The organism is Duganella guangzhouensis (assembly GCF_009674535.1).
GTDB classification, from domain to species: Bacteria; Pseudomonadota; Gammaproteobacteria; order Burkholderiales; family Burkholderiaceae_D; genus Rugamonas; species Rugamonas guangzhouensis.
On the sequence record NZ_WKJK01000006.1, the window covers coordinates 27,752 to 54,527 of the forward strand.

The following is a 26,776-nucleotide window of genomic DNA, read 5'->3' on the forward strand; positions in this document are numbered from 1 at the left end:
CATGGTTGATCTGACAAGCATGGTGTATCATCGGCTCACGCCCTCTCTCGGAACCCGCCCATGATCGTCGCTGGCGACCAGCAATTACTCAAACAAATCAACCGCATGGCGCTGGTGCGCCAGCTGTGCAGCCAGCCCGGCATGTCGCGCGCGGCGCTGGCGGAAACCGTGGGCCTGACCAAATCCACCATCAGCCTGCTGGTGCGCGAACTGCTGGACGAGGGCTGGCTGATCGAGGAGGAACCCGGCATCACCGGCGCACTCGGGCGGCGCGCCACGCCGCTGCAGCTGGATGGCAGCCGGCTGGCCCTGCTGGGTGCCGATCTCGGCATCAGCGGCGCGCGCGTGGTGGCCACCAATCTGTTGGGCGAGGTGCTGGCCGAGCGCGAGCTGCCGTATGCCGATCCGCAGGATAGCACCGCCTGCCTGGCGCTGACCGCCGGCGGCCTGGTGCAACTGGCCGACGATGCGGCACTGGCTGAGCACAGCGTACTCGGCATCGGCATCGGCGTGCACGGCGTGGTGGACGACGCCAGCGGCATGCTGCACATCGCGCCCCACCTGGGCTGGCGCAATGTCGACGTGGCGGCGCAGTTGCGCGACAGTTTTGTCGGTAGCGCACTGGACGGGCTGCCGCTGTTCATCCAGAACGAAGCCAATGTGGCCGCGCTGGCCGAGCTGGAGTTTTCCGGCCAGAGCGGCACCGATCCGCTGATCTACCTGAGCATCGGCTATGGGGTTGGCGCCGGCATCATCGTCAACGGCCGGCTGCTGACCGGCTTGTCCGGCTTTGCCGGCGAGGTCGGCCACACCATCCTGCAGCAGAACGGCCCGGCCTGCTCCTGCGGCCGGCGCGGTTGCGCCGACGCGCTGATCGGCCTGCAAGCCATGATGGACGACGCCTACGGCACCCATCACACCTCGACGCCAGAACAATTGGAAAGGTTGTTCATGCAAGCCGAGGCCGGCGACACCGCAGCCACCCAAGCGGTGACGGCGGCTGGGCGCAATCTGGGCGTGCTGCTGAACAATCTGTGGGCGGCATTCGACCCGATGGCCATCGTCATCGGCGGCGGCGCGCTGCGGCTGGGCGAACGCTTTGTGGCGCCGGGACGGCAAGTGCTGGACGATTACGCCAACGCGGCGCGACTACCGGCGCCGGCTATCCGCACCCCACATTTCGGTCCCAACAGCATCGCCATCGGCGGCGCCGCCATGGCGCGCCACTACCTGATGCGGCCAGCGCTGACCACGCTGCCGGCCTGACGCGCCGGCCTCGCCGCTTAATCCAGCCCGGTCTTGCCGGTCACCCAGTACGCCTTGCTCTGGCGCCGGGTTGGATCGACGCCCTCGGTGCGCAACTGACGGCTGATCTGCTGAATCGCACCGCCCTGCCCGGTCAACACCAGGTCCGCCATCGGCTGCGTCCGCAGCAGCGCGACCAGCGCGGCGGCGCTTTCGCCGGGGCCGACCAGTTGCACCTGTTCCAGCTGCAGCCGATCAATGACCGCCATTACATCGGCGCGGGCCGACACTTCACACAGCATGTGCAAGCTAGCCTGGCTGGCCAGCGCGGCGGCCAGACCCAGCGCGGTTTCATCGCCGCTGAGGATCACCGGCGAGGCCGACGGCGCCAGCCGCACCGACTTGCGCGGGCCGAAGAACGCGCAGTTATCGCCGGCGCGCAGCGTACGGGCCCAGCGCGTGCCGGGGGCGTCGCCGTGCAGGTAGATCAGAATGCGGGTGCGGCCGTCGACGGCGTCCCAATCGATCGGCGTATAGGTGCGGCGCACCCAGCCGGCCAGCGACACTTGGATCTTGTCGCCGGGCGTCCAGTCGACGCCGCACAAATCGTCACCAGCCAGCGTGACCAGACGGAAGTTGCTGCCGATGTCCTCAACCTCCACCACTTGCGCGCTGCGCGTGAGGAGTTTCTGAAATGCCGTTTCAATCAAGCCGGCGCGCTTGGCGGGAGTATGTGTGTTCATACTCGTGCAGACGCGGCAGACGGCGGAATATTTTAACTGGCCGCCCATCCGACTGCGCCGACGATGCCGAAGGTTCGCGAATGACTGACAAAACCATGGTGATGCGACAAAAGGACTAATGAAATGGCCCCAGCAAGAAGAGTCCGAGCAGCCGGGCGGTGAGGCGGAAGTCAGTCTTATTTTATTGCAGCAAGATTACTCACCTCGTTCCTTTGCAAGGCGTTTGGCCAGGCGTTGACTGGCTTCGGCCGCGTACGCGCGGCAGCCATTGGCGTCGATGAACGGATTTCGATCTGGCGTGCGAGCTGCCGCCTTTTCCATCACATCAGTGAGGCCCGGGTGTACTGAAATAATGATGTCGCATTTCAACGTCGCGACCCTGGCGATGCTTGCAGCGAATGAGGCTGAGATATCTGGCGTCTTGCCATTACCGATGAACTTAAAATCACCGCTTGCGTAAGCATTGAGGCTATCGGCAAATGCCACATCGAGGCAGCGCTGGCCTTCACACGAAGCCCAAGTCCAGGTAGTGCTACCCGGCGTATGGCCCGGCGTCATGTGAGCGGTCACGCTAATTGGGCCGACCTTCAGGATTTCTCCGTCGCGAACCACTTTAACCTTCTTCACCTTGGCAACGTGCATCACCGGATCGGCTTGATACTGGGGATCATCCGGGCCGTTGGTGCCGCTTTGCAGAGCCAGCGCGCCCGAGCGGCTGGCCGCCACGACCGCGCCACTGGCTCGCTGCAGCGCCGCGATCCCTCCTGCGTGATCCCAGTGCGCATGCGAGTTGACGATCAGTTTCACATCTTCTATCCGGAATCCCAGCGCCTTGATGTTGGCCTCGATAATTGGTGCCGATTGCGGCAGACCGCCGTCAAGCAAGATATGGCCTTGCGGGCCGGTCACCAGCAAGGATGACAGGCCATCGACGCCAACGTACCAAGTATTGCCGTACACATTGAATGGTTTAACCGGTTTATTCCATTCTGCGCAATCGTCGCAATTCACCGGGGCGTCGTGTGCATGCGCACTGCCGGCCGTCGCGACAAAAGCCAACAATATTTTGACTACCAATTTCATACTTCATCTCCAGGTTAAGAATGAGTGTGCAATGAAGAGCTACGTGCTTTATTGAGCGAATCGCGGATTCTTCCAGCATCGAGTGAGCGCTGCTCCGAATCATCGGCGTGAAGTAGCACAACGGTGACGTCCTTGCCGCCACTGTGCAGACGCATGGTCAAGCAACGCCCCGCTTCGGCGCTGGAGCCCGTCTTGGACAAACGGATATCCCATCCCTTGTCGCAAACCAGCGGATTTGTGTTGAGCAGTTCCTGCGTCCGTCCGTTGATGACCGGAAGAGGTCTAATTTAGTCGCAACCGCTGCAACTGAATTGTGACGTCGTTAAGGACAGCACCGCAGCGCAGTGCAGTGCAGCTGGCACTCCACATCGCTCGATGACATTGAGCAGTTCAGTTTTCCCATCCTGCTTTCGCTTAATTATCAGTGTCTGACCGTCCTTAGCAACAGACACCGAAGAATCTGCGGCAATCGCAAACATGGCAGGAACAAGCGTAGTAATGCAAATCACAAACTTCAGCATGCTTCATTCTCCGCATGGAAAAACCGAATGACTGTTAATGGCCGGATTCCGACGAATGCACTCAAGCGAGGTCGCTCAATCGAAAGCTCTGCAGAACTTTTTCTACTCCATCCGGTAGTTCGCCATTTAAGTCAGCAACGGCTTGCATCTTCTTGAGCCAATGCCAATCCTGATCTCTATGAGTTATCTTAGCGATCTTCTTCAGCATCGTCGATGCATCTTCCCAAGTAACAGAAACCTCGGTACCAGTGTGCCGGTTCACAACTTTGGGCGGGGCATATCCCACTCTTTCAACTACGTGTTCACTAAGATTTCTTATACAGATTTCAAAGAACAGCCAATACTCGCAGCCGTCAGGTCCATGAAATATAGCTGCGAGTGAACCGCCATCTCGAATCATCTCAACACTGTCAACGATAGCAATAGGGAAAAGCATATTGGACGTTTATTTCATTTCTTAATTCGTACACCCAAAGGGCCGCTAATGGCCGCTAGCCGAAAGAATAATCTCGTCAGGTAGACGATGTTTGATTCGCATAGTGGTGCGACCAAAGCTCATGAAGATACGCTTTCAAGGGGCCCCCCTTCGCATCAACAAGATTGACACCAGAAATCTCTTTCAAAGACCCGGAACCATCAAGTCCAGCGAGAATGCTATGCATGATGCCAGCCGAGATTTGATCAATGAAAGATTGAACCTCCGACTGGCAATTGGCCGATTTGATGGCCATCTGCAACTTCCGAATTCCATCTTCATTTTCAAAAGCAAACAAATCGGTCGACTCGTCAGTGAGAACTTGCGTTGCAGTCTTTACCCAATAGCGGTGAATTTTCGCAACCTCACTCAGAAAGAGCTCCTCTGCTGTCAATGTTAATCTCTCCATCTTTAAGTTTAGCGTCAGCAATTGGCCGGCTGCCGTTAGCCGACTTCAGGTCGAAACGCCCAATGAGCAGCCTCAACCCGAAGCGTATCTCCAGATTGCAGCTCTATTTCAAATTGGCCGGGTTTGATTTCCGTTGAACTGTTCACTGATGAGGATGGCCCCCAACTTTCGTGTCGTGGAAGTTCGATGTTCGTAAATCCGTCAAATACCAGGATATGAGGCGGCAAGCCAACTGGGAGTAAACGAATATCACAACGCGCAGCCTCCCAGCTGACGTAGATGGCTGACAGCGTAGCATCGTGGATTGATAGGGCACTAAAGGACATCATACCCCCAAAAAATTTCAAGTGGCCGCTCTTAGCCGCCAGCGGCATAGTAACGCAAGTGGCTACCGTCAGTACGGATGTGTTTCACAGAGCACGAAACGATTTGCCATCTTATTCCACGAGCTCGCACGCCCTTGGAGAAAAATGAGTTGTCCATATTCGTCCATACTTGTTTCACGTCCTGATCTGCGCAGCCATTCATCATAGAACGCATCAAACTCATCCTTGGATAGTTCTGGCAACGGATATGCTGAGTAATCGAACACAGAAGTGAAGTCTTCATTTGACGATAACATAGTCATCGGCAATCGCTCGACTCCCAATAGGCTCATCAATATCCTAAGCTCGTCATCATTTTCGAGAACGACATGAAAGTACTCTTCGCCACTCTCGGTCATGGCCTCAAGTGACGCATATACAGTCATGATTGGATTGTTGGACCCGGCAAACACATAGCTATTCATTCAAATCCTTGCTCCCATGAACACGTCCGTTCTTAGCCGCACTCGGCCGAACATCATGAGAATAGCATCTTGTTCAGCTGGAAAAATGCGCGAAACCTCTCGCCTTGGGAGGATTGGTGCTGCAAGCCTCGCCACGCACTTCTCTTAGTCCGGCACGTGTATGCGCGCCTTGATGTGCTTGAGGTGGGCCACGATGGTGAAGGTCATCACCACCAGCAGCGACCACGAGCTCCATTTGCTGACGTGTACCGCCGACCACGCGCCCAGCTGGTTCGGATAGCGCCACACGCCCCAGAAAGTGCTGATGTTTTCCGCCAGCCAGATAAAGAAGCCGATCAGCACAAACGACAGCAGCAAGGGCATCTGACGGTCGCGGTCGAGCGGGCGGAAGATCACGGTGGTGCGCGCGTACAGGCCCAGCGCGGCCGCCGCCAGATACCAGCGATAGTCGCCGATGTAGTGGTGGGTGAAGAAATTGGCGTAGATTAGCAGCGCGATCAGCACCGCCATCCAGTACGGCGGATGGTGGCGGATGCGCAGCTCGAACAGGCGCCACGCCTGCACGATGTAGCTGCCGACGGCGGCGTACATAAAGCCGGAAAACAGCGGCACGCCAAACAGCTTGGTGTAGGCAAAGTCCGGATAGCTCCACGACTGGATGCTGCCCGATACCTTGAACGCCTCCAGCGCGAAGCCGATCAGGTGGAACAGGCATACCGCCTTCAGCTCATCCAGCGTCTCCAGCCGCGCCCACAGCATCCAGCCCTGGATGGCGATGGCGGCCAGCAGCAGCACGTCGTAGCGTGGCAGGCCCAGCAGGCCGGAGCGCGGCACCAGCAGCACGCTGGCGAAGAATAGCGCGACAAACAGGCAGGCGCGCGCATTCTTGATGCCGAAGTAGAGAAATTCCAGCGCGAAGCGCTGCCAGCCGCGCAGATCATGGCGGCTGGTGGCGTTCAGCAGGTGGGTGTCGAGGATGGTCAGCATGCGCTATGACTGTAGCGGGCCGGGCCATAAAAAACAATGGGCCCGGACGCTTGCGCGGCCGGGCCCATCATCAGCTGGCAGTGCGCTATGACAGCGCTGCCCGCTTAAAGTCGATTACTGCAGTTTGATTTCGACATCAACGCCAGCTGGCAGATCCAGCTTCATCAGGGCGTCAACGGTCTTGTCGGTTGGGTCGACGATGTCCATCAGGCGCTGGTGGGTACGGATTTCGAACTGGTCGCGCGAGGTTTTGTTGACGTGCGGCGAACGCAGAACGTCGAAACGCTGGATGCGGGTTGGCAGAGGAACTGGGCCTTTAACCACGGCGCCGGTGCGCTTGGCGGTGTCCACGATTTCCAGAGCCGACTGGTCGATCAGTTTGTAGTCGAAAGCCTTCAGGCGGATACGGATTTTTTGATTGGTAACGGTCATGATAATTCCCTAAAAGAGCGAACTGGCAACTTTGTAGCGCCAGCAATTTTAAAAAGAACGAGTTTGGTACAACAGGGCCGACATGGTATCACACCATGTCGGCCCTGTATCAATCAGCGCTTAAAAATTAGGCGATGATTTTAGCAACAACGCCGGCGCCAACGGTACGGCCGCCTTCGCGGATAGCGAAGCGCAGACCTTCTTCCATCGCGATCGGGTTGATCAGCTTAACGGTGATCGACACGTTGTCGCCTGGCATAACCATTTCTTTGTCCGCTGGCAGTTCGATCGAACCGGTCACGTCGGTGGTACGGAAGTAGAACTGTGGACGATAGTTGTTGAAGAACGGGGTGTGACGGCCGCCTTCATCTTTCGACAGAACATAGATCTCGCCGGTGAAGTGGTTGTGCGGCTTGATCGATGCTGGCTTCGCCAGAACCTGACCACGTTGCACGTCTTCACGCTTGGTGCCGCGCAGCAGCAGACCAACGTTGTCGCCTGCTTGACCTTGGTCCAGCAGTTTGCGGAACATTTCCACGCCGGTGCAGGTGGTTTTCACGGTGTCGATGATGCCGACGATTTCGATCTCTTCGCCGACTTTGATCACGCCGCGTTCGATACGACCGGTTACCACGGTGCCGCGACCCGAGATCGAGAACACGTCTTCCACTGGCATCAGGAAGGCACCGTCCACTGCGCGCTCTGGCGTAGGGATGTAGCTGTCCAGTGCGTCGGCCAGGGCCATGATGGCTTGCTCGCCCAGCGGGCCGGTGTCGCCGTCCAGTGCTTTACGTGCCGAACCTTTTACGATTGGCAGGTCGTCGCCTGGGAACTCGTATTTCGACAACAGCTCGCGCACTTCCATTTCAACCAGTTCCAGCAGCTCTTCGTCATCCACCAGATCGCATTTGTTCAGGAACACGATGATGTATGGAACGCCAACTTGGCGGGCCAGCAGGATGTGCTCGCGGGTCTGTGGCATTGGGCCGTCAGCTGCGGAGCAAACCAGGATCGCGCCGTCCATCTGGGCGGCACCGGTGATCATGTTTTTGATGTAGTCGGCGTGGCCTGGGCAGTCAACGTGAGCGTAGTGACGGCCGGCGGTTTCGTACTCGACGTGCGCGGTGTTGATGGTGATGCCGCGTGCTTTTTCTTCTGGAGCAGCGTCGATCTGGTCGTAAGCTTTCGCTTCGCCGCCGAATTTCTTCGACAGAACGGTTGCGATAGCAGCGGTCAGGGTGGTTTTGCCGTGGTCGACGTGACCGATGGTGCCTACGTTGACGTGCGGTTTAGTCCGCTCGAACTTTTCTTTTGCCATTTTGATTCTTCCTCAATACAAGTTTTTCAAAATGCGGCCGGGTGATCTACCCAGCCGCAAAATCAATATTATTACTTAGCTTTCGCGGTAACGATAGCGTCGATAACGTGCTTAGGCGCCTCGGAGTAGTGCTTGAACTCCATGGTGTAGGTTGCACGACCTTGCGTTGCGGAACGCAGGGTGGTCGAGTAACCAAACATTTCCGACAGCGGTACTTCGGCTTTGATGATCTTGCCGCCGCCGCCTGGGATTTCGTCCATGCCCTGCACCATACCGCGGCGGGACGACAGGTCGCCCATCACGGTACCGGCGTAGTCTTCCGGCGTTTCCACTTCCACGGCCATCATTGGTTCCAGGATGACTGGGTTAGCGCGTTTGCATGCTTCTTTGAATGCCATCGAACCGGCCATGCGGAATGCATTTTCGTTCGAGTCAACATCGTGGTACGAACCGAAGGTCAGGGTGACTTTAACGTCCACCACTGGGTAGCCCGCCAGCACGCCATTGCTCAGGGTTTCGCGCACGCCTTTTTCCACCGCAGGGATGAATTCGCGAGGAATCACACCGCCCTTGATGGCGTCGACGAATTCGAAGCCTTTGCCTTGTTCCTGTGGTTCCAGGGTCACAACAGCGTGACCGTACTGACCACGACCACCCGACTGCTTAACGAACTTGCCTTCCACATCGGCCACCGATTTGCGCACGGTTTCGCGGTATGCAACCTGTGGTTTGCCCACGGTGGCTTCCACGCCGAATTCGCGCTTCATACGGTCAACGATAATTTCCAGGTGCAGCTCGCCCATACCACCGATGATGGTCTGGCCCGATTCTTCGTCGGTACGCACGCGGAACGATGGATCTTCCTGAGCCAGACGGTTCAGTGCCAGACCCATTTTTTCCTGGTCAGCCTTGGTTTTTGGTTCCACAGCCTGTTGAATCACTGGCTCTGGGAACACCATTTTTTCCAGGGTGATGATCGACGATGGATCGCACAGGGTTTCGCCGGTGGTCACGTCTTTCAGACCAACCGCGGCGGCGATGTCGCCCGCGCGCACTTCTTTGATCTCTTCACGCTGGTTAGCGTGCATCTGCAGAATACGGCCCAGACGCTCTTTACGACCTTTAACCGAGTTGTACACGGTATCGCCGGCGTTGATCACGCCCGAGTACACGCGGAAGAAGGCCAGCTGGCCCACGAACGGGTCGGTCATGATCTTGAAGGCCAGCGCCGAGAACTTCTCGTCGTCCGAAGCTTTACGGGTTGCCGGTGCTTCGTCTTCGTCGGTACCTTTAACGTCGGCGATGTCGATCGGCGATGGCAGGTATTCGATGACCGCGTCCAGCATGGCTTGCACGCCTTTGTTTTTGAAGGCGGTGCCGCACATCATCGGAACGATTTCCGAGGCGATGGTACGATCGCGGATGGCCTTTTTGATTTCGGCTTCCGACAGATCACCCTCTTCCAGGTACTTGTTCATCAGTTCTTCAGTCGCTTCAGCAGCGGCTTCAACCATCTTCTCGCGCCACTCGGCGGCCGAATCGGCCAGCTCGGCAGGGATATCGACGTAGTCGAATTTCATGCCTTGCGAAGCGTCGTCCCAGATGATCGCTTTCATCTTGACCAGATCGATCACGCCTTTGAAGTTGTCTTCGGCGCCGATAGGGATCTGGATCAGAACCGGGTTGGCCTTCAGGCGTGCGCGCATCTGCTCGTACACTTTGAAGAAGTTGGCACCGGTACGGTCCATCTTGTTGACGAAGGCCAGACGTGGCACTTTGTACTTGTTAGCCTGACGCCATACGGTTTCCGACTGTGGCTGAACACCGCCCACTGCGCAGTAAACCATGCAAGCACCATCCAGCACGCGCATCGAACGTTCCACCTCAATGGTGAAGTCCACGTGGCCTGGGGTATCGATGATGTTGATGTGGTGTTCTGGGAAGTTGTTCGCCATGCCTTTCCAGAAGCAGGTGGTCGCAGCCGAGGTGATGGTAATACCACGCTCTTGTTCCTGCTCCATCCAGTCCATGGTGGCGGCGCCATCGTGAACTTCACCGATTTTGTGGTTCACGCCCGTGTAGAACAGAACGCGCTCGGTAGTGGTGGTCTTACCTGCATCGATGTGAGCGGAGATACCGATATTGCGGTAGCGCTCGATGGGGGTCTTGCGGGCCATAATTAATCCTAAATCGTTTAATGGACAAAACCGAGCGCCATTTTTTGGAGAAAAAATGAGCCCGGCCTCGAACAACGGATAACAGCCAGCTCAGGAGCTGGCCGATTTTATTAGAAGCGGAAGTGCGAGAACGCTTTGTTCGCTTCAGCCATGCGGTGAACTTCGTCACGACGCTTCATCGCGCCGCCACGACCTTCAGACGCTTCCAGCAGTTCGCCTGCCAGACGTTGTGGCATCGATTTTTCGCTGCGCTTGTTAGCAGCTTCACGCAGCCAACGCATCGACAGCGCCATACGACGCACTGGGCGGACTTCAACCGGCACCTGGTAGTTTGCACCACCAACGCGACGGGATTTCACTTCAACCAGCGGTTTGGCGTTGTTCAGCGCAGTGGCGAACACTTCCAGCGGATCTTTGCCGGATTTTTGCGAGATGTGCTCAAAGGCACCGTAGATGATGTTTTCTGCGACCGATTTTTTACCGGACAGCATCAGAACGTTCACGAATTTGGCGACATCAGTGTTGCCGAATTTTGGATCCGGCAGGATCTCGCGCTTGGGTACTTCACGACGACGTGGCATGTCATTTCCTTTTCTCTTCAGTTGAGTGCCTTGCGGTCACTCGCGGCGGCCATCATAGCCATCCACTTACTCGGTCTCGCGACCGGCTCAACTCAATTAATGTAAATTACTTCTTAGCTTGCTTGGCGCGCTTAGCACCGTATTTCGAGCGAGCTTGTTTACGGTCTTTAACGCCCTGGGTATCCAGTGCACCGCGAACCATGTGGTAACGCACACCTGGCAAGTCTTTTACACGACCGCCGCGCAGCAGAACAACGCTGTGTTCCTGCAGGTTGTGGCCTTCACCGCCGATGTACGAAATAACTTCGAAACCGTTGGTCAGACGCACTTTGGCAACTTTACGCAGTGCCGAGTTAGGCTTCTTAGGAGTGGTGGTGTACACACGGGTGCACACGCCACGTTTTTGCGGGCTGTTTTCCAGCGCCGGCGATTTGCTCTTCACGACCAGTTTGGTACGTGGTTGGCGAATCAGTTGATTGATGGTTGGCATCGTTCTAAACCCAACTAAATAACAACATTAACAACCCGGCAAAGTGCCGGGGACATAAAACCTTCTCTCGATCTATTGGGCCTTCGGAGGCGCAAACAGCCACCCTCATGGAGCAGCCAGATTCAACGTATACGATGTGCAGAATAAATTGAGAACTCGCGAGTATAGAGGTAAACGGCAACCTGGTCAATCTATTTCGCGGTCGGAAAGGCTTGCGGAAGGCAAGCAAACACTAGCTGAAAGGCGCTGAAACACTTGATAATAGCAAACAATATCATCGTTCCCGCCACCTGCCGAATGCGATCCCTGCTGCGCCCCGCCCCGCTGTTTGTCCTTGCCAGTTATCTACTGCTATCGCTGGTGCCCTGCGTGCCCTTGTTGCTTGGAAAGCAAGTACCGGAGCTGACGCACGTGCTGGTGGTGGAACTGCTGGCCTGGCTGGCGGTCTGGGGCGTGCTGCAGCGGCCGGCCTGGTTCCACTGGCTGCTGATTCCCGCCTTCCTGGCGCTGCCGACCGAAATCTATCTGTTCATTTACTACGGCCAGGGCATTTCCACCCACCACCTGGGCATCATTGCCGAAACCAGTCCCAAGGAAGCGATGGAATTCCTCGGCCGCAAAGTCTGGCTGATGGCGGCCGTGCTGCTGGGGGTGATCGCCTGGTGGATCGCGGTGCAGATCGCGGCGCGGCGTAGCCCGATGCTGGCCTGGCGCGGCAAGAGCCGCTGGGTGGCGCTGGCCATCCTGGCGCTGCTGGCCGCAGTGTGGGCCTATGGTTGGGAATTCGGCGTGCGCGCCAAGCCGCCGACACCAGCCGTCCATGCCAGCGCCAGCAAGGCAGCGCCCGCCGCCCCGGCCGCATCCGCCGGCTCGGCCATCGGCTCAGCGCTGAGCTCGGCGTTGCGCTATGTCGGCGTCACTTCGGCCGATAGCACCTCGGCCAGCGAGGAGGAAGCCTCGGAGGAAGAAGACGCGGTGGAGGACAAAGACCCGGAACACGCCGCCATCGCCGGCGCCAACCGCACTGGCTGGCATTGGGCGGCGCTGCCATGGCGACTGCGCTCGCCACTGGGTTTCAGCGATTTCGCCTCGTCGTGGCCATTCGGCCTGACCGCGCGCGGCATCGATTTCTATAAAGAGCGCGCTTACCTGGCCGAGCTGGGCCAGCGCAGCCGCAGTTTCACCTTCAACGCGCATCAGCCGGAAAAGAACGACACGCCGGAAATCGTCATCCTGGTGATTGGCGAATCGTCGCGCTATGACCGCTGGGGCATCAACGGCTACAGCCGCGACACCTCGCCGCTGCTGAAGCAGGAGGCCAACCTGGTGACGCTGCCGGACGTGATCACCTCGGTGTCGGCGACACGCTTGTCGGTGCCGGTCATCATCTCACGCAAGCCGGCCATGCAAAGCCTGAAGGACGGCTTCTATGAAAAGTCGTTCCTGACCGCGTACAAGGAAGCCGGCTTCAAGACCTTCTGGCTGTCCAACCAGATCTCGTTCGGCCAGTTCGACACGCCGGTCTCGGTGTTCGCCAAGGAGGCCGACGTGATCCAGTTCATGAACCTGGGCGGCTTCACCAACAACTCCAATTTCGACCAGATCCTGCTGGAGCCGCTGCAGCATGCGATGGCCGATCCATCACCCAAAAAACTGATCGTGCTGCACACGCTGGGCAACCACTGGAACTACAGCCAGCGCTATCCGAAGGAATACGACAAGTGGCAGCCATCGCTGTTCGGCATCGACAAACCGGTCTACACCGACCTGAAAATCAAGCCGCAGCTGAACAACAGCTACGACAACTCCATCCTGTATACAGACTGGTTCCTCTCGCAGGTAATCCACCAATTGAAGGATGCGCAGCAGCTGACCTCCATGGTCTACGTGGCCGACCACGGCCAGACCTTGTATGACGGCAGCTGCAACCTGGCCTTCCACGGTCATAACACACAGTTTGAATTCCACGTGCCGGCCATGGTCTGGTACTCGGATGAATACAAGGACCGCTATCCGGAGAAAGTGCGGCAGCTGCTGCGTCACCGCAAGGCGCGGCTGGCGACCGAGAACATGTTCCACACGCTGCTGGACCTGGGCGACATTCAGTACGACGATCAAAAGCTGGAATGGAGCTTCCTCAACAAGCAGTTCAAGCAGCACAAGCGTTACGTTGACAGCTACGGCTGGTCCAACTACGACAACGCCAGCTTCAAGGGCGATTGCCGCGAGGTGATCGACAAGGGCAAACCACTCAAACAGGAGAAGTAATGGGCATCCGCATCGCGGCGGCACAAGCACCATCGGTGGCGGGCGACATCGCCGCCAATCTCGTCATCCATCTGCGTTTTATCACGGCGGCGCGCGCCGAGGGCGTGCAGCTGCTGCTGTTCCCCGAGCTGTCGCTGTGTGGTTATGAACTGCCGCTGCTGGGCCAGTGCGCGCTGTCGCCGCACGACACACGCCTGGCCGCCTTGCGCGAGGCGGCGGATGGCATGACGGTGATCGTGGGTGCGCCGTTGATCGAGGCCGGCGCGGACAAACCGGGCATCGCCACCATCACGCTGCGGCCGGATGGCAGCACCACCGTGTATCGCAAGCAGTACCTGCATGCCGGCGAAGAGGTGTACGTGCAAGCCGGCGACAAGGGCGCCACCGCACATCTGCTGCATGGTCAGCATTATGTGGAAGCCATCTGCGCCGACACCACCCATGCGGCACACGCGCAGGCAGCGGCGCAGGCCGGAGCCTCGTTGTACGTGGCCGGGGTGCTGATTTCGGAGGGAGGTTATGCGGCAGATGAAGCGCTGCTGCGCGGCCATGCGGAAACGCACAATATGGGCGTGCTGATGGCCAATCACGCCGCGCCGTCCGGCGGTTACGCCTGCGCCGGCAAGAGCGCGTTCTGGGCGCCGGGCGGCGAGCTGCTGGCGCGCGCGCCCGGTCCAGGCGATTATCTCGTCATCGCGGAAGAAAACGGCGGCTGGCAAGGCCGCGTGGTGGCACTCTAAAGATCAGCGCAGTGCCAGGCGGCCGGCAACGCGGCCGCCACTGACCGCGCCATCCGCATCACCTATCTTGAAGATGCTGACGGTCTGCTGCAGCTCAGACGCCTGATCCTGCAGCGACTGCGTGGCCGCCGCAGCTTCTTCCACCAGCGCCGCATTCTGCTGCGTCACCTGGTCCATCTGCGCCACCGCCTGGTTGACTTGATCGATACCCTCGCTCTGCTCACGGCTGGCGACCGCGATCTCGCCCACAATCTGCGTCACCTGATGCACATTGCCGACCAGCGTGGTCATGGTGTTCCCAGCCTGCTCGACCAGATTGGTGCCCAGCTGGATCTTCTGCACCGAATCATCGATCAGCACCTTGATTTCCTTGGCCGCCGACGCCGAGCGCTGCGCCAGATTGCGCACCTCGGTCGCCACCACCGCGAAACCACGGCCCTGCTCCCCGGCGCGCGCCGCTTCCACCGCCGCGTTCAGCGCCAGGATATTGGTCTGGAACGCGATGCCGTCGATCACGCCGGTGATATCCACAATCTTGCGCGACGCCTCGTTGATGTCGTTCATGGTCGACACCACCTGCGTCATCACCTCGCCGCCCTGCGCCGCCGTCGACGACGCGCCCTCCACCAGCGAGCGCGCATGCTGCGCGTTGTCCGAGTTCTGCTTGACGGTGCTGGTCAGCTCCTCGATCGAGGCGGCGGTTTCTTCCAGCGAGCTGGCTTGGGTCTCGGTGCGCGACGACAGCTCCATATTCCCCGCCGCCAGTTCCTGCGAACCGGTGTTGATGATGTCCGCGCCCTGGCGCACCCGGCGCACGGTCGACAGCAGATCGCCCTGCATGCGCTGGATTGCTTTCAGCAGACGCTGAATTTCGTTATCGCCATCGGCATGGACCGGCACCGTCAGGTCGCCGCTGGCCACACGGTTCAACTGATCGACCGCGCTTTCGAGCGGGCGCAGTACCGTGGCGCGCAACATCAGGTGGGTCGCGAACACCACGCCCAGCGCCAGCAGCAGGCCAAGCGCCACCAGCCACATCACCAGGCTATATTCGCTGGCGCGCTTCTCGGTCAGCTCATTCATCTGCTCATCGCCCAGCTTCTGGAATTTTTCCAGCAGCGTCGAGAACGCGGCGCCGGTCGGCGTCAGTTCCTTGACGTTGATGGCGGAATAGGCCACCGAGTCACCCTGCTGCAGCGCCGACGAAGCGCGGTCCAGCACCGCCGACAGTTTGCGGCCGGCGTCGATCAGATCCTTCTTCAGCTGTTCATCCTCGCCGGGATAGGTCGGCATCTTGTCGAATTTATCGAGGAAATCCAGCGTGCGCTGGTAGGATTTTTGCGACGTGGCCAGCGCGGATTCGCGCACCTTTTTGTTTTCTTCGGTCTTCTCGCTTTCCATCAGCACCGTGTAGACCCGCACCAGCGCGGAACGGGTCCGGGTGGTGTCTTTGTAAGCGTCATTGATGGTGATGATCTGGCGCGCGATCCGATGCACGTGCGAGATCGATTGATTGGATTGCTGCAAGGCGTAAATGCCCAAACCTGCACCTGCGAGCAACATTGCCGTAAACAACACAAGCACACTCAGCAGGCTTGCCCGCACCGTAATTTTATTCATCCTGCCTCCAAATTTTGGTATTTCTGAACAGAAACACTATACCAAATTTCGAAGTTTTGTGAGCTCAAAAATAACTTTATGCGGGCTTGTGTACCATCAGCCAGTAGACAACCAGCAACGCTGCGAAAGCGGGGCAGCCCAGCGCGGTCCAGATCTTTTCGTAGCGCCAATAGCGTGATGGCAGCGGCTCGCCGTTACGGGCGGCGCCGATCGCCATGTCGCGCATACGCAATTGCAGCCACACCACCGGCAGCCAGCAGGCGCCGGCCAGCGCATACAGCGCGATCGACCAGACGATCCAGTTGGAACTCAGCGGGAAGCCGGCCAGGTGGATCATCCATAAACCCGACAGCGGCTGGATGATGACCGAGGGCGTGGTGAACCACCAGTCCGCGCGCGCCACCAGCCGCGTGACTTCGGCAATCGCGGCCACGTTGCGGGTGCGATTGGTGAAGAACATATAGAAAGCCGTGCCGAAGCCGGTGCCGAACATCAGCGTGGCGGACAGGATGTGCAGCCATTTGATCGCCAGGTAGTCCATTATTTACTCGCTCTCCACATCAGTAACATTAACGCCAACAAGGGTAGATTTTTACTCAGGGGGCCGAAGGGGTGCAGCCAGAAGTCGGGCAGGCAGACGCTCATCGCCAGCGTGTAGCCGCCGGCCAGCGCCAGCTGCAACGCCCACAGCCAGCGGCGCGGACGCAGTAACAGCAGCAGACCGATCGCCGCGTCGGTGAGGCTGGCGGCCAGCAGCGTGGCTTCCTGCATGGCGGGCGGCACGCCGCAGGCGTTCAGCCATGCGCGGCTTTCGGCATGCGGCCAGGCGAACCAGGACACGAAAGCGGTCCAAAGCCACAGCGCAACCATCGCCAGCGTGATGAGGGGAGCGGCCCAGCTCCACACCGCCGCGATGTGCTGCGCCGGCTGCGCGAAGCGCGCGGGGTCGCGCAGCGAACGGCCTAGCAGCGCCGCCACCGGCCCCGGCCCCGGCCCCGCATCGGCGGTAATGCCATCATCCGCGATGGCGATGGCTCCGGCGCGCGCGGACGGACTGCTGCGGGCACTCAACTCCAGCATCCGCAGCGATTCCGGCGTCAGCGCGCTGGAGGGAGCGCATGCGGCCACGCGGGCGACGAGGCGTGCCACTGGCATCGGCAACTGTATGACAAGCGCCGGCGCGGCTCGCATGCCAGCGCGCAGTTCGGCCAGATACGCCGCCATGCTCATCGCGCGCGGCCCGACCGCCGCCAGCTCGCGTGGCGCCTCGCGCATATCGAGCAGCCGGACGATGATCGCGGCCAGGTCGTCAACGTGGATCGGCTGCACCAATGCCTCATACGCCATCGGCAGCAGCAACAGCGGCAGCGTGGCCAGTGAGCGAAACATCACGCTGCTCGCCCCCTCGTCGCCATACACCAGCGACGGCCGGATCACTGTGGCCCGCAGGTCACGCGCAAGCAGATCGGCATCCGCCGCACCCTTGCTGCGCCAATAGCCAGTCTCCGCATCCGGATGACTGCCCAGCGCGGACAGCTGCACCACGCGCATGCCCAAGCGCTCACACGCCGCGAACAAGGCCACCGGCGCGGCACGATGCAGACGATCGAAATCCCCGGCACGCTGCTCGCGAATAATGCCAACACAGTTGACCACCGCATCGACGTCCGCCAGCAACGGCAACCAATCCTGCTCGCGGGTCAGACCGCCAAAATCCGCAACCAGCCAATCCGATTCGCCATCTGGGCGACGGCGACTCATGCCGATCACCACATGGCCGGCCGCGCGCAAAGCATGCAGCGCGCGGCTGCCGATCAGGCCAGTGGCACCAGTAATCAGGATCTTCATACGCGCAGGCTGCGCAGCGCAGCATCCAGTCGAGGGTAGAGGAAGGCATAACCGTCCGCCGTCAGCCGCGCCGGCACCACGCGCTGACCTTCCAGCAGCAGGTCGGCCTGCTCGCCCAACAGCAGCCGCATCGGCCAACCCGGTGTCGGCATGCCATAAGGACGACGCAACACGCTCGCGGCGACGCGATTGAATTCGCCCTGCGTCAGCGTTTGCGGCGCGGTGAAGTTATACGCCCCACCAACACTGCCGCCCTTCCGGCACAACCAGGCCATCGCGCCAATGACATCATCCACATGTATCCACGACAGCCACTGCGTGCCGCAGCCCAACGGACCACCGAGGCCCAGCTTCACCGGCAACAGCATCATCGGCAGCGCGCCCTGCGTGCCCAGCACCAGCCCGAAGCGCATGCGCGCCACCTGCACGCCATACGCCTCCGCCCCTTGCGCCGCCTGCTCCCACTCGCGGCACAGATCGGACATGAACACCGGCTGCGGGCTGGCCTGCTCGCTCAATTCAGCCGCATCACCGCGCGCCTGCACGCCGTAGTAGCCGATGGCAGACGCTGACAGCATCAGCTTAGGCTTATGCTGGGCGGCCGCGATCCACGCCACCAGCTTGCGCGTCAGCTCCACGCGGCTGCGGCGCAAGACCGCGCGCCGTGCCGCCGTCCAGCGCCAGCCCAAAATGCGCGCGCCGGCGAGATTGATGACCACATCGAAGCGTCGCGACAGCGGTAACTCCTCCATATCGGCCACGCACTCCACGCGACCATCAAACATCCAGGCCGTCTGACGCGGACTGCGCGTCAACACCGTAACGCGATGACCATCGCGCAGCAACGCCCGCACCAAACGCTGGCCGATGAAGCCCGTCGCCCCCGTCAGCAGGAAGCTTTGCTCGCCATCGCCAAAATGCAGCGCCGGCGCGGCTTGCGGAGCGATGGCGCGTGCCGCGTAAGCATCGCGCAGGCCGGACATGCCTACGCCGATGCCGCACAGCGCAAGGAATACGCTCAAGTCGCCCTGCGGCTGCCACACCAGTGCAGTCGGCAACGCCATCAGCTCCGGCGTGCCAATGGCCAGCAGCGCGATGAAGGCGCCGCCGTTCATCGCCAGCACCGTATGCGTCACACGCTCGGTGGCCGGCAGCAGGCGGGTACGGTCCTCGACCACAAAGTCCCACAGCGTCAACACAATCTCCACGCCGAAAACCAGCAACAGCAGCAACGCCCACCCCCCCTGGAACGACCAGCCGGCCAGGCCGATAAACAGCGCGCTGTAGATCGTCGCCCGCACCGCGTGTATCGCCAACTCGCGCCGCGCCGTCGGACGGCTGGGCAAAGCCTCGGTCAACTCGTGGTGATACAACGTGTCGAAAGCACCGAGACAGCCTTGCGCGGCCATCAACTGCATCGCCAGCAAATGCGTGTTCATGCTGCGACCTCTTTAAAGACGCCGGCCTGTGTGAACGTGGTGCCAAACAGCGCATGGCGGATTTCAATGCGGATGTCGAACTGATTGCTGCTGTTGTTGCGATGGCAGAGAAAGGTCTTGCCCGGCGTGAGCAGATCCGGCAGCGGAATCCGCACGCCGAGGATGTCCCAGAAATAGCCATCGCTTTCGAAGTGCAGATTGCCGTCGCGGACATCCAGCAGCAGCTTCATGCCGAGGCCCATGCCGACGTACTCCAACACCTCGCCGCGCGCCGATTCGGCCATGTAGGAAGTGAACATCACCGGTTTGCGGGCATTCAGGCGATACAGGCGCTGCTTGAAGATCGACGCGCAGTTGTGCTTCGAGTAGACCTGAATATCGACCGGAAAATCGGCATCGTCATACGGCATCAGCGCGCCTTTGATGAAGGGCATGCTGAGATAGCCCAGCAGCTTGCCGAGGCGCGAGCAACGCAGCTCGGACAGGCTGCCCGTGTAGAACAGCGGCTTGCCGGGCAAGGGATTCTTATCGAAGCGCGCCTGGATATCCGGATGCAGCTCACGCCAGCGCGCGCCCAATATCTTCTTGAACAACTCACCTTCCGATGGAATCAACATCACACAGCCTTTCTTTTACATGCCAGATCCAGTTTGCAAAGCCACAGCAGCGGCGGCAGCATCACCATCATGGCGACTGCGTCCAGCCACAGATTGGTCCAGCACTCGGCGCGGGCGGAAATCAGCATGTCCTGCGGCGCCCACACCAGCAGGCCGAGGATCAGCATGACCCAGGCATAGGCGTTGCGCTGCTTGTCACCAATGACCACCAGCCCCGCCATCCAGATCGCCGCCGCCTGCACGGTGGGGCCGAACAGAGACAGCCACCACACCTGCAACGCCCTGCCCGCCGCCGGCGCCGCGCCGTCAAAGAAGAACGCTTCGATGCCGCGACGATAGCCGTCCGTAATCTCCGCATCCGCGCACAGTGGCAACAGCACGCCGGCCAGCAGATGGGCGGCCGCCACCAGATACATCCAACGAACCAGCAACGTTCTTGTGCTCATGATTTCGTCTTTTCTGTAAAAACAGAAATAATTGATTGAAATTTTAGCGGCGGCAGACACCATCGGCGCAGGCCGGGCGGCGATTCAGCAAGGCTGACAAGCGGTAGCGGTTGCGCGCCAGGCTGCGGTACAAGGCGGCATAGACGGGCCGCAGCGCGCGCACGCGCAACGGCGCGACGCGCCAGCCGCGTCCCACCGCCGTGTAGGCGGCGATCAGCACATCCAGCCCCACCAGCAGCTTGCCGGCGGCGTCAACACCGTGGATCTCGGCATTCAGCGCCGCCATGCCGACACCCAGTGATTGCGGCGAGAACTCGGGCGCGGCGATGTCGATGAATGCCAGGCGCGCGGTCTTGTCCCAGCCGCGCAGCCGGTCAACTTGCGCGCGGCAGATACTGCAACTGCCGTCGTAGTACAGCGTCAGTGCGATATTGCCCATGTCAGTCGCTCCCTAGCAGACGCGCCACCTTGCCGCCCATTTTGAGGAAGCGCTGCATGGTGGCGGGTGGCAGGTGCTTGTAATCGTCGTAGGTCACGGACAGCATTTCGAGGAAGGCCAGCACGTTGTCCATCTTGGCTTTGGTGGCCGCTTCCAGCTGAGGATCCTGCTCCGCCTCGATCGCGCATTCGCGCAGCACGCTCAGGGTAGGATCGATCTCGCGCCGCTTGCGCTCCTCGACGATGACGCGGAAGATTTCCCAAACATCCTGCAGCGCCACGAAATGGTCGCGACGGTCGCCGGCCATGTGGGTGATGCGCACCAGACCCCAGCTCTGCAGCTCCTTCAGGCTGTTGCTGACATTGGAGCGCGCCACCGTCAGCGTCTCCGCGATCTGCTCGGCGTTCAACGGCTGGTTGGACAGGAACAGCAGCGCATGAATCTGCGCCACCGTGCGGTTGACGCCCCAGCGGGTGCCCATCTCGCCCCAGTGCAGGATGTACTTTTGTATCGTCGGCGTCAGTTCCATGGCATTCTCGTATTTCTGTCGTTACAGAAATAATAGAACTCACTGCCGCACAAGTCAAATCTTTATTTACGCAAAATAAACCCAACCGCCACGGCGGCCAACACCGCGCCAGCGAAAGCCACGCCTACCGGCAGCGACAACCCACCACCAAGCAGAATGCCCATCAGAGTCCCGACTGAAAACGCTAATGAGAATTTAGTGAACAGCAAGGAGCCCCTGAGTTTCTCCACATCCCGACGCAACCATCCTGCTTTAGCTTTCACATTTTCCGTATCAGTCTTCATTTCCAATACCCCATCATCATGGCGAAGTTTGCGAAAAATATCCCAATACAAGGCTGAACGCTACCAGGAGAAGCGCGACCGACTGAAACAAAGGTGAGGGCTGCCAATCCTGGCTTGTCCCTTGTTCATTCATAGCCGCAAGTAATTGCATGCCGCAAGCGACTGCACATGCGATACATCCGACTCCCATCAGAACCATGCCCATTTCAAGGTGCTAGTCCGCCAGTCAACAACCAGGTTAATTGGACATCGCTCGGCATCATAAGTTCCAAAACTGATTCGGAACTTGCAGTGTAGTGAGCGGGTCAGGAGGTTAATTGAGGCAGATCAGCGTCGGGGTGGGCCATGTAGTCGCTTAGCCAGGTGTGGATGCGGTTGGCTTTGCTGGTGATGGCGGGCGCGAAGCCGCGTTCGGATAGCAGGGCGATGCCGTTGGTGTCTCCCAGCACGCCGGGCGTCAGTTGCCAGCGGCCGTCGCTGCGGCGCACGCACCAGGCGTCCATGCAGTCGGACAGCAGCGACGCCAACACCAGATGGTGCGAAGCCACCATCACCCGCCCCTGCTGCGCCAGCGTGTGCAGCACCGCCGCCGCTGCGGACACCGATTCCAGATAATTCGTGCCCCGGAAAATTTCGTCGATGATGAACAGCGCCGGACGCTGCGCCGCCAGCGTCAGCAACTCCTGCCCGCGCCGCAGCTCGGCCATGTAGAAGCTTTCGCCGGACGTCAACGCATCTTCGTTCTGCATGCTCGAATACACCGGCAGCAGCGGCGTCACCGCGCGCGTCGCGTAACAGAAGCCGAACGCCCGCGCCGTGATCAGATTCAGTCCCACCGTGCGCAGCAAGGTGCTCTTGCCGACGCCGTTCTGGCCCGAGATGAACACGCTCCGATCGCCCATGCCGAAATTCAGCGGCGCGGCGCCGGCCAGCAGCGGATGCACCACCGCCTCCAGCGCCACCTCCTCGCCACGCTCGGCCCAGCAGTGCACCGGCGCCACCAACAAATGCCGCGCCAGCGCCAGATCCGCGTCCAGCGCCGCCACGCGCTCGAAGCTGGCGCGCAGGAAGTCAATATTGGTGCGCACCACTTCGCGGCTCTTGAAGTAGTGCCGCACGTTCTGCAGGAAGAACCAGTCGCCGTAATCGCCCACGCCCGGCATGTCCGCAAACAGCGAACGGCTCATGCGCCGATTCAGTTTGCCCGCTTGCGCGGCATCGTCTTCGAAGGTCGCCACACGGCCCAGCAGCGTATGCACGCGCAGCATCAGCTGCGTGGAATTGAGGATGCGCGCCCACTCCTGCACCTCCTCATAATGACGCACCTGGATCGCGCACATCACCAGCGCCAGCACCACCGCCGCGCCCCACAACAGCAGCCAGCCAACGGCCAGCGCGGCCACAAGGGACGCCACAAACGCCAGCGGCAACCAGCGCAGCACCGGCAACCAGCGCGGCAACGCCGGCAGCGAGGGACCGAACAGCGTCTCGCTGATCTCGCGGTCGGCGTCACGCAAGTCCTTGCAAGCCGTCTGCGTCTGGGCGCGCAATCCCTCGTCCGCCAGCAGCGCGCGTACACGCTCGCCGGATGCGCCCTGCTCCACCCGCAAACGCCGATGCAGCTCCTGCTGTCCAAAGATGCTGGTCTCGCGCGCCAGTTCGGCGCTGTAGGCCGGTAGCAGCAGGTCATCCCAGGTGTGATCGTCCACCAGACAGTCCGCGCCAGGCGCGAGACGGTGGTAGAAGGCGACATCGCTGGGTACGAACGGGTAATCGGTCATGGCGGGCAAGGGAGGTGGCGATACCCGGCCATGTGCCGCCACTTGTCTCTTTTTCAAGCCCGGGCGGACAGGCCGGACGCTCGCGGACAGCGGACACGCGCATGCACTCCCATACAAATCAAACACTTAGCTGCTGGCACAGTTTTAGCATAAACGTTGTCCGTTCATCCACAACCGACTCACCATGATACGCGATACCTCCTCTCAAGACGCCGTCATCGCCCCGCCTAAAGGTCAGCAGACCAGGCGCCGCCTGATCATTGGCGCGGCCGCCGTGGCGCTGCTGGCCACCGGCTGGTACCTGTTCCACACCTGGCGCGGCAGCGACCACTCGGTCAACATGGCGCGCCTGCGCATCGCCGAAGTGGGACGCGGCACCTTGATCCGCGACGCCGCCGTCAATGGCCGCATCGTGGCCGCCGTCAGCCCGACGCTGTACGCGCCATCGCTGGCCACCGTCACGCTCAAGGTCAACGCCGGCGACACCGTCAAGAAAGGCGACGTGCTGGCGGTGCTGGAATCGCCCGACCTGTCCGACGCGCTCAAACGCGAGCAAGCCGCCTACGCGCAGACCGAGGCCGACGTGGCGCGCCAGCGCATCCTAGCCCGCAAGCAGAAACTGCTGGCCGAGCGCGACGCCGACACCTCCGAAATCGAGCGCGTCTCCGCCGAACGCACGCTGCAGCGCTACGACGCCGTCGCCAACGAAGGCGCGGTGGCCAAGATCGAATACCAGAAGGCCAAGGACGCGGTGAATTCCGCCGTCATCCGCGCCCACCACGCCAAGGAAGCGGCGGTGCTGGAGAACGACAATGTGGCGCTGGAACTCGAATCCAAGATCAAGCAGCTGGACCAGCAGCGCAGCACCCTGTCCAACGCCCAGCGCCGCGTCGACGAGCTGACGGTGCGCGCGCCGGTCGATGGCTTCATCGGCACGCTGTCGGTCACCAACCGCAGCGTGGTGCCGGCCAACACGCCGCTGATGACCCTCGTTGATCTGTCACGCCTCGAAGTCGAGCTGGAAGTGCCGGAGACTTATGTGTCCGATCTTGGCATCGGCATGAACGCTGAAATCAACTACGGCACCGGCACCACCAACGGCAAGCTGTCCGCGCTGCCGCCGGAAGTGGTGAAGAACCAGGTGCTGGCGCGGGTGCGTTTCAGCCAGCAGCCGGCTGGCCTGCGCCAGAACCAGCGCGTCACCGCGCGCCTGCTGATCGACGAGAAGCCGGACGTGCTGCTGGTACAGCGCGGCCCATTCGTTGAATCGGAAGGCGGCCGCTATGCCTACGTGGTGCGCGACGGCCTCGCCATCCGCACCCCGATCAAGCTGGGCGCCACCAGCGTCTCCGCCGTGGAGATCCTCGGCGGCCTGAAACAAGGCGACAAGATCGTCATCGCCGGCACCGAAACCTTTGAGAACGCCGCCCGCGTCTCGATCAACCAATAACGTTACTTCACGAGGATGAGGCCCACCATGCTGCGCATGAAAAACCTGAGCAAAGTGTATCGTACCCACATGATCGAAACCCACGCGCTGCGCGGCTTCGAAATCGACGTCAAGCAGGGCGAGTTCGTCACCGTCACCGGGCCATCCGGCTCCGGCAAAACCAGCTTCCTCAACATCGCCGGCCTGCTGGAGGAATTCACCGATGGCGAATACATCCTGGACGGCATCAACGTCAAAGGCATGGACGACAATGCCCGCTCGCGCCTGCGCAATGAAAAGCTGGGCTTCATCTTCCAGGGCTTCAACCTGATTCCCGACCTGTCGCTGTTCGATAACGTCGACGTGCCGCTGCGCTATCGCGGCTTCAACGCCGCCGAACGCAAGGAGCGCATCGAGGACGCGCTGGCCAAGGTCGGCCTGGCCTCGCGCATGAAGCACTATCCGGCCGAACTGTCCGGCGGCCAGCAGCAGCGGGTGGCGATCGCGCGCGCGCTGGCCGGCTCGCCCAAGCTGCTGCTGGCCGACGAGCCGACCGGTAATCTGGACACCCAAATGGCGCGCGGCGTGATGGAACTGCTGGAGGAAATCAACGCCGCCGGCACCACCATCCTGATGGTGACCCACGATCCGGAACTGGCGGTGCGCACCCAGCGCAATGTCCACATCATCGACGGCCAGGTCTCGGACCTGGTGCGCAAGACGCCGTCGCTGAGCAGCGTCGGCCACGTGGCATAAGGAGCGCCGCATGTTCTCGTACTACTTCCTGCTGGGCCTGCGCAGCCTGCGCCGCAACCCGGCGCTGACCGCGTTGATGGTGCTGACGCTGGCGATCGGCGTGGCGGCCAGCATCGCCACCCTGACCATCCTGCACATCGCCTCCGGCGATCCAATCCCGGACAAGAGCGCGCGCCTGTTCGTGCCGCAGTTCGACAACGGCCCGCTGCAAGGCTACAAGCCGGGCGACGACCCGAACGACCTGCAAATGAGCTATCGCGACGCGGTCAACTTCCTCAACGGCAAAGCCGGCGAGCGCCGCACCGCGCTGTTTGGTCTCAGCCTGCCGCTGGAGTCGGATCGCAAGGACATCAATATGTTCACGGTGCACGGCCTGGCCGCCACCAGCGACTACTTCAATATGTTCGACGCGCCCTTCCTGCACGGCCAGGGCTGGAGCCCGGCCGAGGACAAATCGGCCGCCGACGTGGTGGTGATCAACCGCGCGCTGTCGGAAAAACTGTTTGGCGACGCCGACCCGGTCGGCCGCCGCATCACGCTGAACGGCTCCCAGTTCCAGATCGTGGGCGTGCTGGACACCTGGAAGGTGGTGCCGCGCTTCCACCGCATCATCGGTGCCCGCAACGGCGCTTTCAGCGAGGAAGATGAAGTCTTCGTGCCGCTCTTCACCGCCAACCGTCACCAGTTCGACCGCGACGGCAGCACCGGCTGCACCAGCAATATCGAACCCGGCTTCCAGGGCTTCCTCGATTCGGAATGCACCTGGCTGCAGTTCTGGTTCGAGATGGCCAAGCCGTCCGACCGCCAGGATCTGCAAAGCTACCTGGATAGCTACGCCGCCGAACAGCGCAAGCTGGGACGCCTGCTGCGCAATTCGCCCAACAAGCTGTATGACGTGCGCGAATGGCTGGACAAGCTGAAGGTGGTCGACAACGACAACAAGCTGTCGGCCTGGCTGGCGTTCGGCTTCCTGATTCTGTGCCTGGTGAACACCATCGGCCTGCTGCTGGCCAAGTTCTCGGTGCGCGCCTCCGAGGTCGGCATCCGCCGCGCGCTGGGCGCGTCGCGGCGCGAGATCTTCGCCCAGTTCCTGATCGAGACCACGGTGGTGGGCCTGGTCGGCGGCGTGCTGGGATTGCTGCTGGCGTTCGGCGCGCTGGCGCTGATCGCCATGCAGTCCAAGGAGTTGACGGTAGTGGCGCACATGGACTGGGTGATGCTGCTGTCGACCTTCGCCATCGCGGTGTTGTCCGCCATCCTGGCCGGCCTGCTGCCGACCTGGCGCGCCTGCCAGGTCACGCCGGCCCTGCAACTCAAATCCCAATAAGC

The 26,776-nt window shown here is 60.7% G+C and carries 29 protein-coding genes; 6 read left to right on the forward strand and 23 right to left on the reverse strand.

Annotation, left to right across the window (positions count from 1 at the left end):
- Window positions 1–60 precede the first annotated feature (60 nt).
- Entirely contained in the window at window positions 61–1,266 is a 1,206-nt protein-coding gene (locus GJ699_RS12755; RefSeq protein WP_154376732.1) for an ROK family transcriptional regulator, read from the forward strand.
- Window positions 1,267–1,283: 17 nt separating this feature from the next.
- On the opposite strand, the gene GJ699_RS12760 is transcribed toward GJ699_RS12755, so the two are convergent.
- The 13 genes from GJ699_RS12760 to rpsL all read right to left on the reverse strand — a co-directional run bounded on the left by GJ699_RS12760 (window position 1,284) and on the right by rpsL (window position 11,251).
- Entirely contained in the window at window positions 1,284–1,988 is a 705-nt protein-coding gene (locus GJ699_RS12760) for a siderophore-interacting protein (protein WP_154376734.1), read from the reverse strand.
- Window positions 1,989–2,183: 195 nt separating this feature from the next.
- On the reverse strand, window positions 2,184–3,071 hold the full coding sequence (bla, locus tag GJ699_RS12765) for a subclass B3 metallo-beta-lactamase (RefSeq protein ID WP_154376736.1): 888 nt from the start codon (window positions 3,069–3,071) through the stop codon (window positions 2,184–2,186).
- A 14-nt stretch (window positions 3,072–3,085) separates the two neighbouring features.
- Window positions 3,086–3,358: a serine hydrolase family protein gene (locus tag GJ699_RS12770; protein WP_371867562.1), complete on the reverse strand. Its 273-nt coding sequence runs from the start codon at window positions 3,356–3,358 to the stop codon at window positions 3,086–3,088.
- Complete coding sequence (locus GJ699_RS12775; protein ID WP_154376738.1) at window positions 3,359–3,592, reverse strand: hypothetical protein; 234 nt, start codon at window positions 3,590–3,592, stop codon at window positions 3,359–3,361.
- A gap of 61 nt (window positions 3,593–3,653) precedes the next feature.
- Window positions 3,654–4,028 carry a hypothetical protein gene (locus tag GJ699_RS12780; RefSeq protein WP_154376740.1) on the reverse strand — a complete coding sequence of 125 codons (375 nt, stop codon included), beginning with the start codon at window positions 4,026–4,028 and terminating at the stop codon, window positions 3,654–3,656.
- A gap of 76 nt (window positions 4,029–4,104) precedes the next feature.
- The gene (locus GJ699_RS12785) at window positions 4,105–4,461 is read right to left on the reverse strand and encodes a hypothetical protein (protein ID WP_154376742.1); all 357 of its coding nucleotides are present in this window, start codon (window positions 4,459–4,461) and stop codon (window positions 4,105–4,107) included.
- Window positions 4,462–4,870: 409 nt separating this feature from the next.
- On the reverse strand, window positions 4,871–5,266 hold the full coding sequence (locus GJ699_RS12790) for a hypothetical protein (RefSeq protein WP_154376744.1): 396 nt from the start codon (window positions 5,264–5,266) through the stop codon (window positions 4,871–4,873).
- Window positions 5,267–5,410: 144 nt separating this feature from the next.
- Window positions 5,411–6,253, reverse strand: a complete 843-nt coding sequence (locus tag GJ699_RS12795; RefSeq protein ID WP_154376746.1) for a DUF817 domain-containing protein — start codon at window positions 6,251–6,253, stop codon at window positions 5,411–5,413.
- Between the two features lie 114 nt (window positions 6,254–6,367).
- Window positions 6,368–6,685, reverse strand: a complete 318-nt coding sequence (rpsJ, locus tag GJ699_RS12800) for a 30S ribosomal protein S10 (protein ID WP_072786805.1) — start codon at window positions 6,683–6,685, stop codon at window positions 6,368–6,370.
- Between the two features lie 127 nt (window positions 6,686–6,812).
- Window positions 6,813–8,003, reverse strand: a complete 1,191-nt coding sequence (gene tuf / locus GJ699_RS12805; RefSeq protein WP_154376748.1) for an elongation factor Tu — start codon at window positions 8,001–8,003, stop codon at window positions 6,813–6,815.
- Between the two features lie 71 nt (window positions 8,004–8,074).
- Window positions 8,075–10,180, reverse strand: coding sequence for an elongation factor G (gene fusA, locus GJ699_RS12810; protein ID WP_154376750.1), 2,106 nt, complete (start codon window positions 10,178–10,180; stop codon window positions 8,075–8,077).
- A gap of 110 nt (window positions 10,181–10,290) precedes the next feature.
- On the reverse strand, window positions 10,291–10,761 hold the full coding sequence (gene rpsG / locus GJ699_RS12815; RefSeq protein WP_154376752.1) for a 30S ribosomal protein S7: 471 nt from the start codon (window positions 10,759–10,761) through the stop codon (window positions 10,291–10,293).
- A gap of 106 nt (window positions 10,762–10,867) precedes the next feature.
- On the reverse strand, window positions 10,868–11,251 hold the full coding sequence (gene rpsL, locus GJ699_RS12820; RefSeq protein WP_092281397.1) for a 30S ribosomal protein S12: 384 nt from the start codon (window positions 11,249–11,251) through the stop codon (window positions 10,868–10,870).
- Between the two features lie 369 nt (window positions 11,252–11,620).
- Here rpsL and GJ699_RS12825 point away from each other — a divergent pair, with 369 nt between their 5' ends.
- Together GJ699_RS12825 and GJ699_RS12830 are read left to right on the forward strand one after the other, a co-directional pair.
- Window positions 11,621–13,519, forward strand: coding sequence for a phosphoethanolamine transferase (locus GJ699_RS12825; RefSeq protein WP_503826197.1), 1,899 nt, complete (start codon window positions 11,621–11,623; stop codon window positions 13,517–13,519).
- Window positions 13,519–14,259, forward strand: a complete 741-nt coding sequence (locus tag GJ699_RS12830; protein ID WP_154376756.1) for a carbon-nitrogen hydrolase family protein — start codon at window positions 13,519–13,521, stop codon at window positions 14,257–14,259. Before GJ699_RS12825 ends, GJ699_RS12830 begins: the two co-directional genes overlap by 1 nt.
- A 3-nt stretch (window positions 14,260–14,262) precedes the next feature.
- Here GJ699_RS12830 and GJ699_RS35145 read toward each other — a convergent pair whose 3' ends face one another.
- The 10 genes from GJ699_RS35145 to GJ699_RS12875 form a co-directional block, all read right to left on the reverse strand.
- Window positions 14,263–15,879, reverse strand: a complete 1,617-nt coding sequence (locus GJ699_RS35145; protein ID WP_154376758.1) for a methyl-accepting chemotaxis protein — start codon at window positions 15,877–15,879, stop codon at window positions 14,263–14,265.
- 76 nt (window positions 15,880–15,955) lie between these two features.
- On the reverse strand, window positions 15,956–16,423 hold the full coding sequence (locus GJ699_RS12840; protein ID WP_371867563.1) for a DUF2269 family protein: 468 nt from the start codon (window positions 16,421–16,423) through the stop codon (window positions 15,956–15,958).
- Window positions 16,420–17,727 (reverse strand): SDR family oxidoreductase, encoded by a 1,308-nt coding sequence (locus GJ699_RS12845; protein ID WP_154376762.1) that lies wholly within the window; start codon window positions 17,725–17,727, stop codon window positions 16,420–16,422. The genes GJ699_RS12840 and GJ699_RS12845 overlap by 4 nt, the downstream gene beginning before the upstream one ends.
- Complete coding sequence (locus tag GJ699_RS12850; protein ID WP_154376764.1) at window positions 17,724–19,166, reverse strand: TIGR01777 family oxidoreductase; 1,443 nt, start codon at window positions 19,164–19,166, stop codon at window positions 17,724–17,726. Before GJ699_RS12850 ends, GJ699_RS12845 begins: the two co-directional genes overlap by 4 nt.
- On the reverse strand, window positions 19,163–19,783 hold the full coding sequence (locus GJ699_RS12855) for a DUF4166 domain-containing protein (protein ID WP_154376766.1): 621 nt from the start codon (window positions 19,781–19,783) through the stop codon (window positions 19,163–19,165). Before GJ699_RS12855 ends, GJ699_RS12850 begins: the two co-directional genes overlap by 4 nt.
- Complete coding sequence (locus tag GJ699_RS34565; RefSeq protein ID WP_229262087.1) at window positions 19,783–20,229, reverse strand: cell division protein; 447 nt, start codon at window positions 20,227–20,229, stop codon at window positions 19,783–19,785. Before GJ699_RS34565 ends, GJ699_RS12855 begins: the two co-directional genes overlap by 1 nt.
- 43 nt (window positions 20,230–20,272) lie before the next feature.
- Window positions 20,273–20,668, reverse strand: a complete 396-nt coding sequence (locus tag GJ699_RS34570; RefSeq protein ID WP_229262088.1) for a thiol-disulfide oxidoreductase DCC family protein — start codon at window positions 20,666–20,668, stop codon at window positions 20,273–20,275.
- Between the two features lies 1 nt (window position 20,669).
- On the reverse strand, window positions 20,670–21,197 hold the full coding sequence (locus GJ699_RS12865; RefSeq protein WP_154376767.1) for a GbsR/MarR family transcriptional regulator: 528 nt from the start codon (window positions 21,195–21,197) through the stop codon (window positions 20,670–20,672).
- A gap of 62 nt (window positions 21,198–21,259) precedes the next feature.
- The gene (locus GJ699_RS12870) at window positions 21,260–21,481 is read right to left on the reverse strand and encodes a hypothetical protein (RefSeq protein ID WP_154376769.1); all 222 of its coding nucleotides are present in this window, start codon (window positions 21,479–21,481) and stop codon (window positions 21,260–21,262) included.
- A gap of 305 nt (window positions 21,482–21,786) precedes the next feature.
- On the reverse strand, window positions 21,787–23,319 hold the full coding sequence (locus tag GJ699_RS12875) for a MutS-related protein (RefSeq protein WP_229262089.1): 1,533 nt from the start codon (window positions 23,317–23,319) through the stop codon (window positions 21,787–21,789).
- A 127-nt stretch (window positions 23,320–23,446) separates the two neighbouring features.
- On the opposite strand from GJ699_RS12875, the gene GJ699_RS12880 reads away from it, so the two are divergent.
- From GJ699_RS12880 to GJ699_RS12890, 3 genes are read left to right on the forward strand one after another with little or no spacing between them, the layout of a single operon-like run.
- A complete protein-coding gene (locus GJ699_RS12880) occupies window positions 23,447–24,712 on the forward strand; it encodes an efflux RND transporter periplasmic adaptor subunit (RefSeq protein WP_154376772.1) in 1,266 nt (421 codons plus the stop codon).
- A 27-nt stretch (window positions 24,713–24,739) separates the two neighbouring features.
- Window positions 24,740–25,447, forward strand: a complete 708-nt coding sequence (locus GJ699_RS12885; protein WP_154376774.1) for an ABC transporter ATP-binding protein — start codon at window positions 24,740–24,742, stop codon at window positions 25,445–25,447.
- Between the two features lie 10 nt (window positions 25,448–25,457).
- Window positions 25,458–26,774: an ABC transporter permease gene (locus GJ699_RS12890; protein ID WP_154376776.1), complete on the forward strand. Its 1,317-nt coding sequence runs from the start codon at window positions 25,458–25,460 to the stop codon at window positions 26,772–26,774.
- Window positions 26,775–26,776: the final 2 nt, after the last annotated feature.

Excerpts from the sequence above, each read along its gene's own strand:
- GJ699_RS12790 (WP_154376744.1), bottom strand. The coding sequence starts at position 5,266 with ATGAATAGCTATGTGTTTGCCGGGTCCAACAATCCAATCATGACTGTA.
- GJ699_RS12880 (WP_154376772.1), top strand. The coding sequence starts at position 23,447 with ATGATACGCGATACCTCCTCTCAAGACGCCGTCATCGCCCCGCCTAAA.
- rpsG (WP_154376752.1), bottom strand. The coding sequence starts at position 10,761 with ATGCCACGTCGTCGTGAAGTACCCAAGCGCGAGATCCTGCCGGATCCA.
- GJ699_RS12890 (WP_154376776.1), top strand. The coding sequence starts at position 25,458 with ATGTTCTCGTACTACTTCCTGCTGGGCCTGCGCAGCCTGCGCCGCAAC.
- GJ699_RS12775 (WP_154376738.1), bottom strand. The coding sequence starts at position 3,592 with ATGCTGAAGTTTGTGATTTGCATTACTACGCTTGTTCCTGCCATGTTT.
- GJ699_RS12830 (WP_154376756.1), top strand. The coding sequence starts at position 13,519 with ATGGGCATCCGCATCGCGGCGGCACAAGCACCATCGGTGGCGGGCGAC.
- GJ699_RS34565 (WP_229262087.1), bottom strand. The coding sequence starts at position 20,229 with ATGAGCACAAGAACGTTGCTGGTTCGTTGGATGTATCTGGTGGCGGCC.
- GJ699_RS34570 (WP_229262088.1), bottom strand. The coding sequence starts at position 20,668 with ATGGGCAATATCGCACTGACGCTGTACTACGACGGCAGTTGCAGTATC.
- GJ699_RS12845 (WP_154376762.1), bottom strand. The coding sequence starts at position 17,727 with ATGAAGATCCTGATTACTGGTGCCACTGGCCTGATCGGCAGCCGCGCG.
- GJ699_RS12885 (WP_154376774.1), top strand. The coding sequence starts at position 24,740 with ATGCTGCGCATGAAAAACCTGAGCAAAGTGTATCGTACCCACATGATC.
- tuf (WP_154376748.1), bottom strand. The coding sequence starts at position 8,003 with ATGGCAAAAGAAAAGTTCGAGCGGACTAAACCGCACGTCAACGTAGGC.
- GJ699_RS12755 (WP_154376732.1), top strand. The coding sequence starts at position 61 with ATGATCGTCGCTGGCGACCAGCAATTACTCAAACAAATCAACCGCATG.
- rpsJ (WP_072786805.1), bottom strand. The coding sequence starts at position 6,685 with ATGACCGTTACCAATCAAAAAATCCGTATCCGCCTGAAGGCTTTCGAC.
- GJ699_RS12870 (WP_154376769.1), bottom strand. The coding sequence starts at position 21,481 with ATGAAGACTGATACGGAAAATGTGAAAGCTAAAGCAGGATGGTTGCGT.
- GJ699_RS12780 (WP_154376740.1), bottom strand. The coding sequence starts at position 4,028 with ATGCTTTTCCCTATTGCTATCGTTGACAGTGTTGAGATGATTCGAGAT.
- rpsL (WP_092281397.1), bottom strand. The coding sequence starts at position 11,251 with ATGCCAACCATCAATCAACTGATTCGCCAACCACGTACCAAACTGGTC.
- GJ699_RS12795 (WP_154376746.1), bottom strand. The coding sequence starts at position 6,253 with ATGCTGACCATCCTCGACACCCACCTGCTGAACGCCACCAGCCGCCAT.
- GJ699_RS12760 (WP_154376734.1), bottom strand. The coding sequence starts at position 1,988 with ATGAACACACATACTCCCGCCAAGCGCGCCGGCTTGATTGAAACGGCA.
- bla (WP_154376736.1), bottom strand. The coding sequence starts at position 3,071 with ATGAAATTGGTAGTCAAAATATTGTTGGCTTTTGTCGCGACGGCCGGC.
- GJ699_RS12865 (WP_154376767.1), bottom strand. The coding sequence starts at position 21,197 with ATGGAACTGACGCCGACGATACAAAAGTACATCCTGCACTGGGGCGAG.
- fusA (WP_154376750.1), bottom strand. The coding sequence starts at position 10,180 with ATGGCCCGCAAGACCCCCATCGAGCGCTACCGCAATATCGGTATCTCC.
- GJ699_RS35145 (WP_154376758.1), bottom strand. The coding sequence starts at position 15,879 with ATGAATAAAATTACGGTGCGGGCAAGCCTGCTGAGTGTGCTTGTGTTG.
- GJ699_RS12855 (WP_154376766.1), bottom strand. The coding sequence starts at position 19,783 with ATGTTGATTCCATCGGAAGGTGAGTTGTTCAAGAAGATATTGGGCGCG.
- GJ699_RS12850 (WP_154376764.1), bottom strand. The coding sequence starts at position 19,166 with ATGAACACGCATTTGCTGGCGATGCAGTTGATGGCCGCGCAAGGCTGT.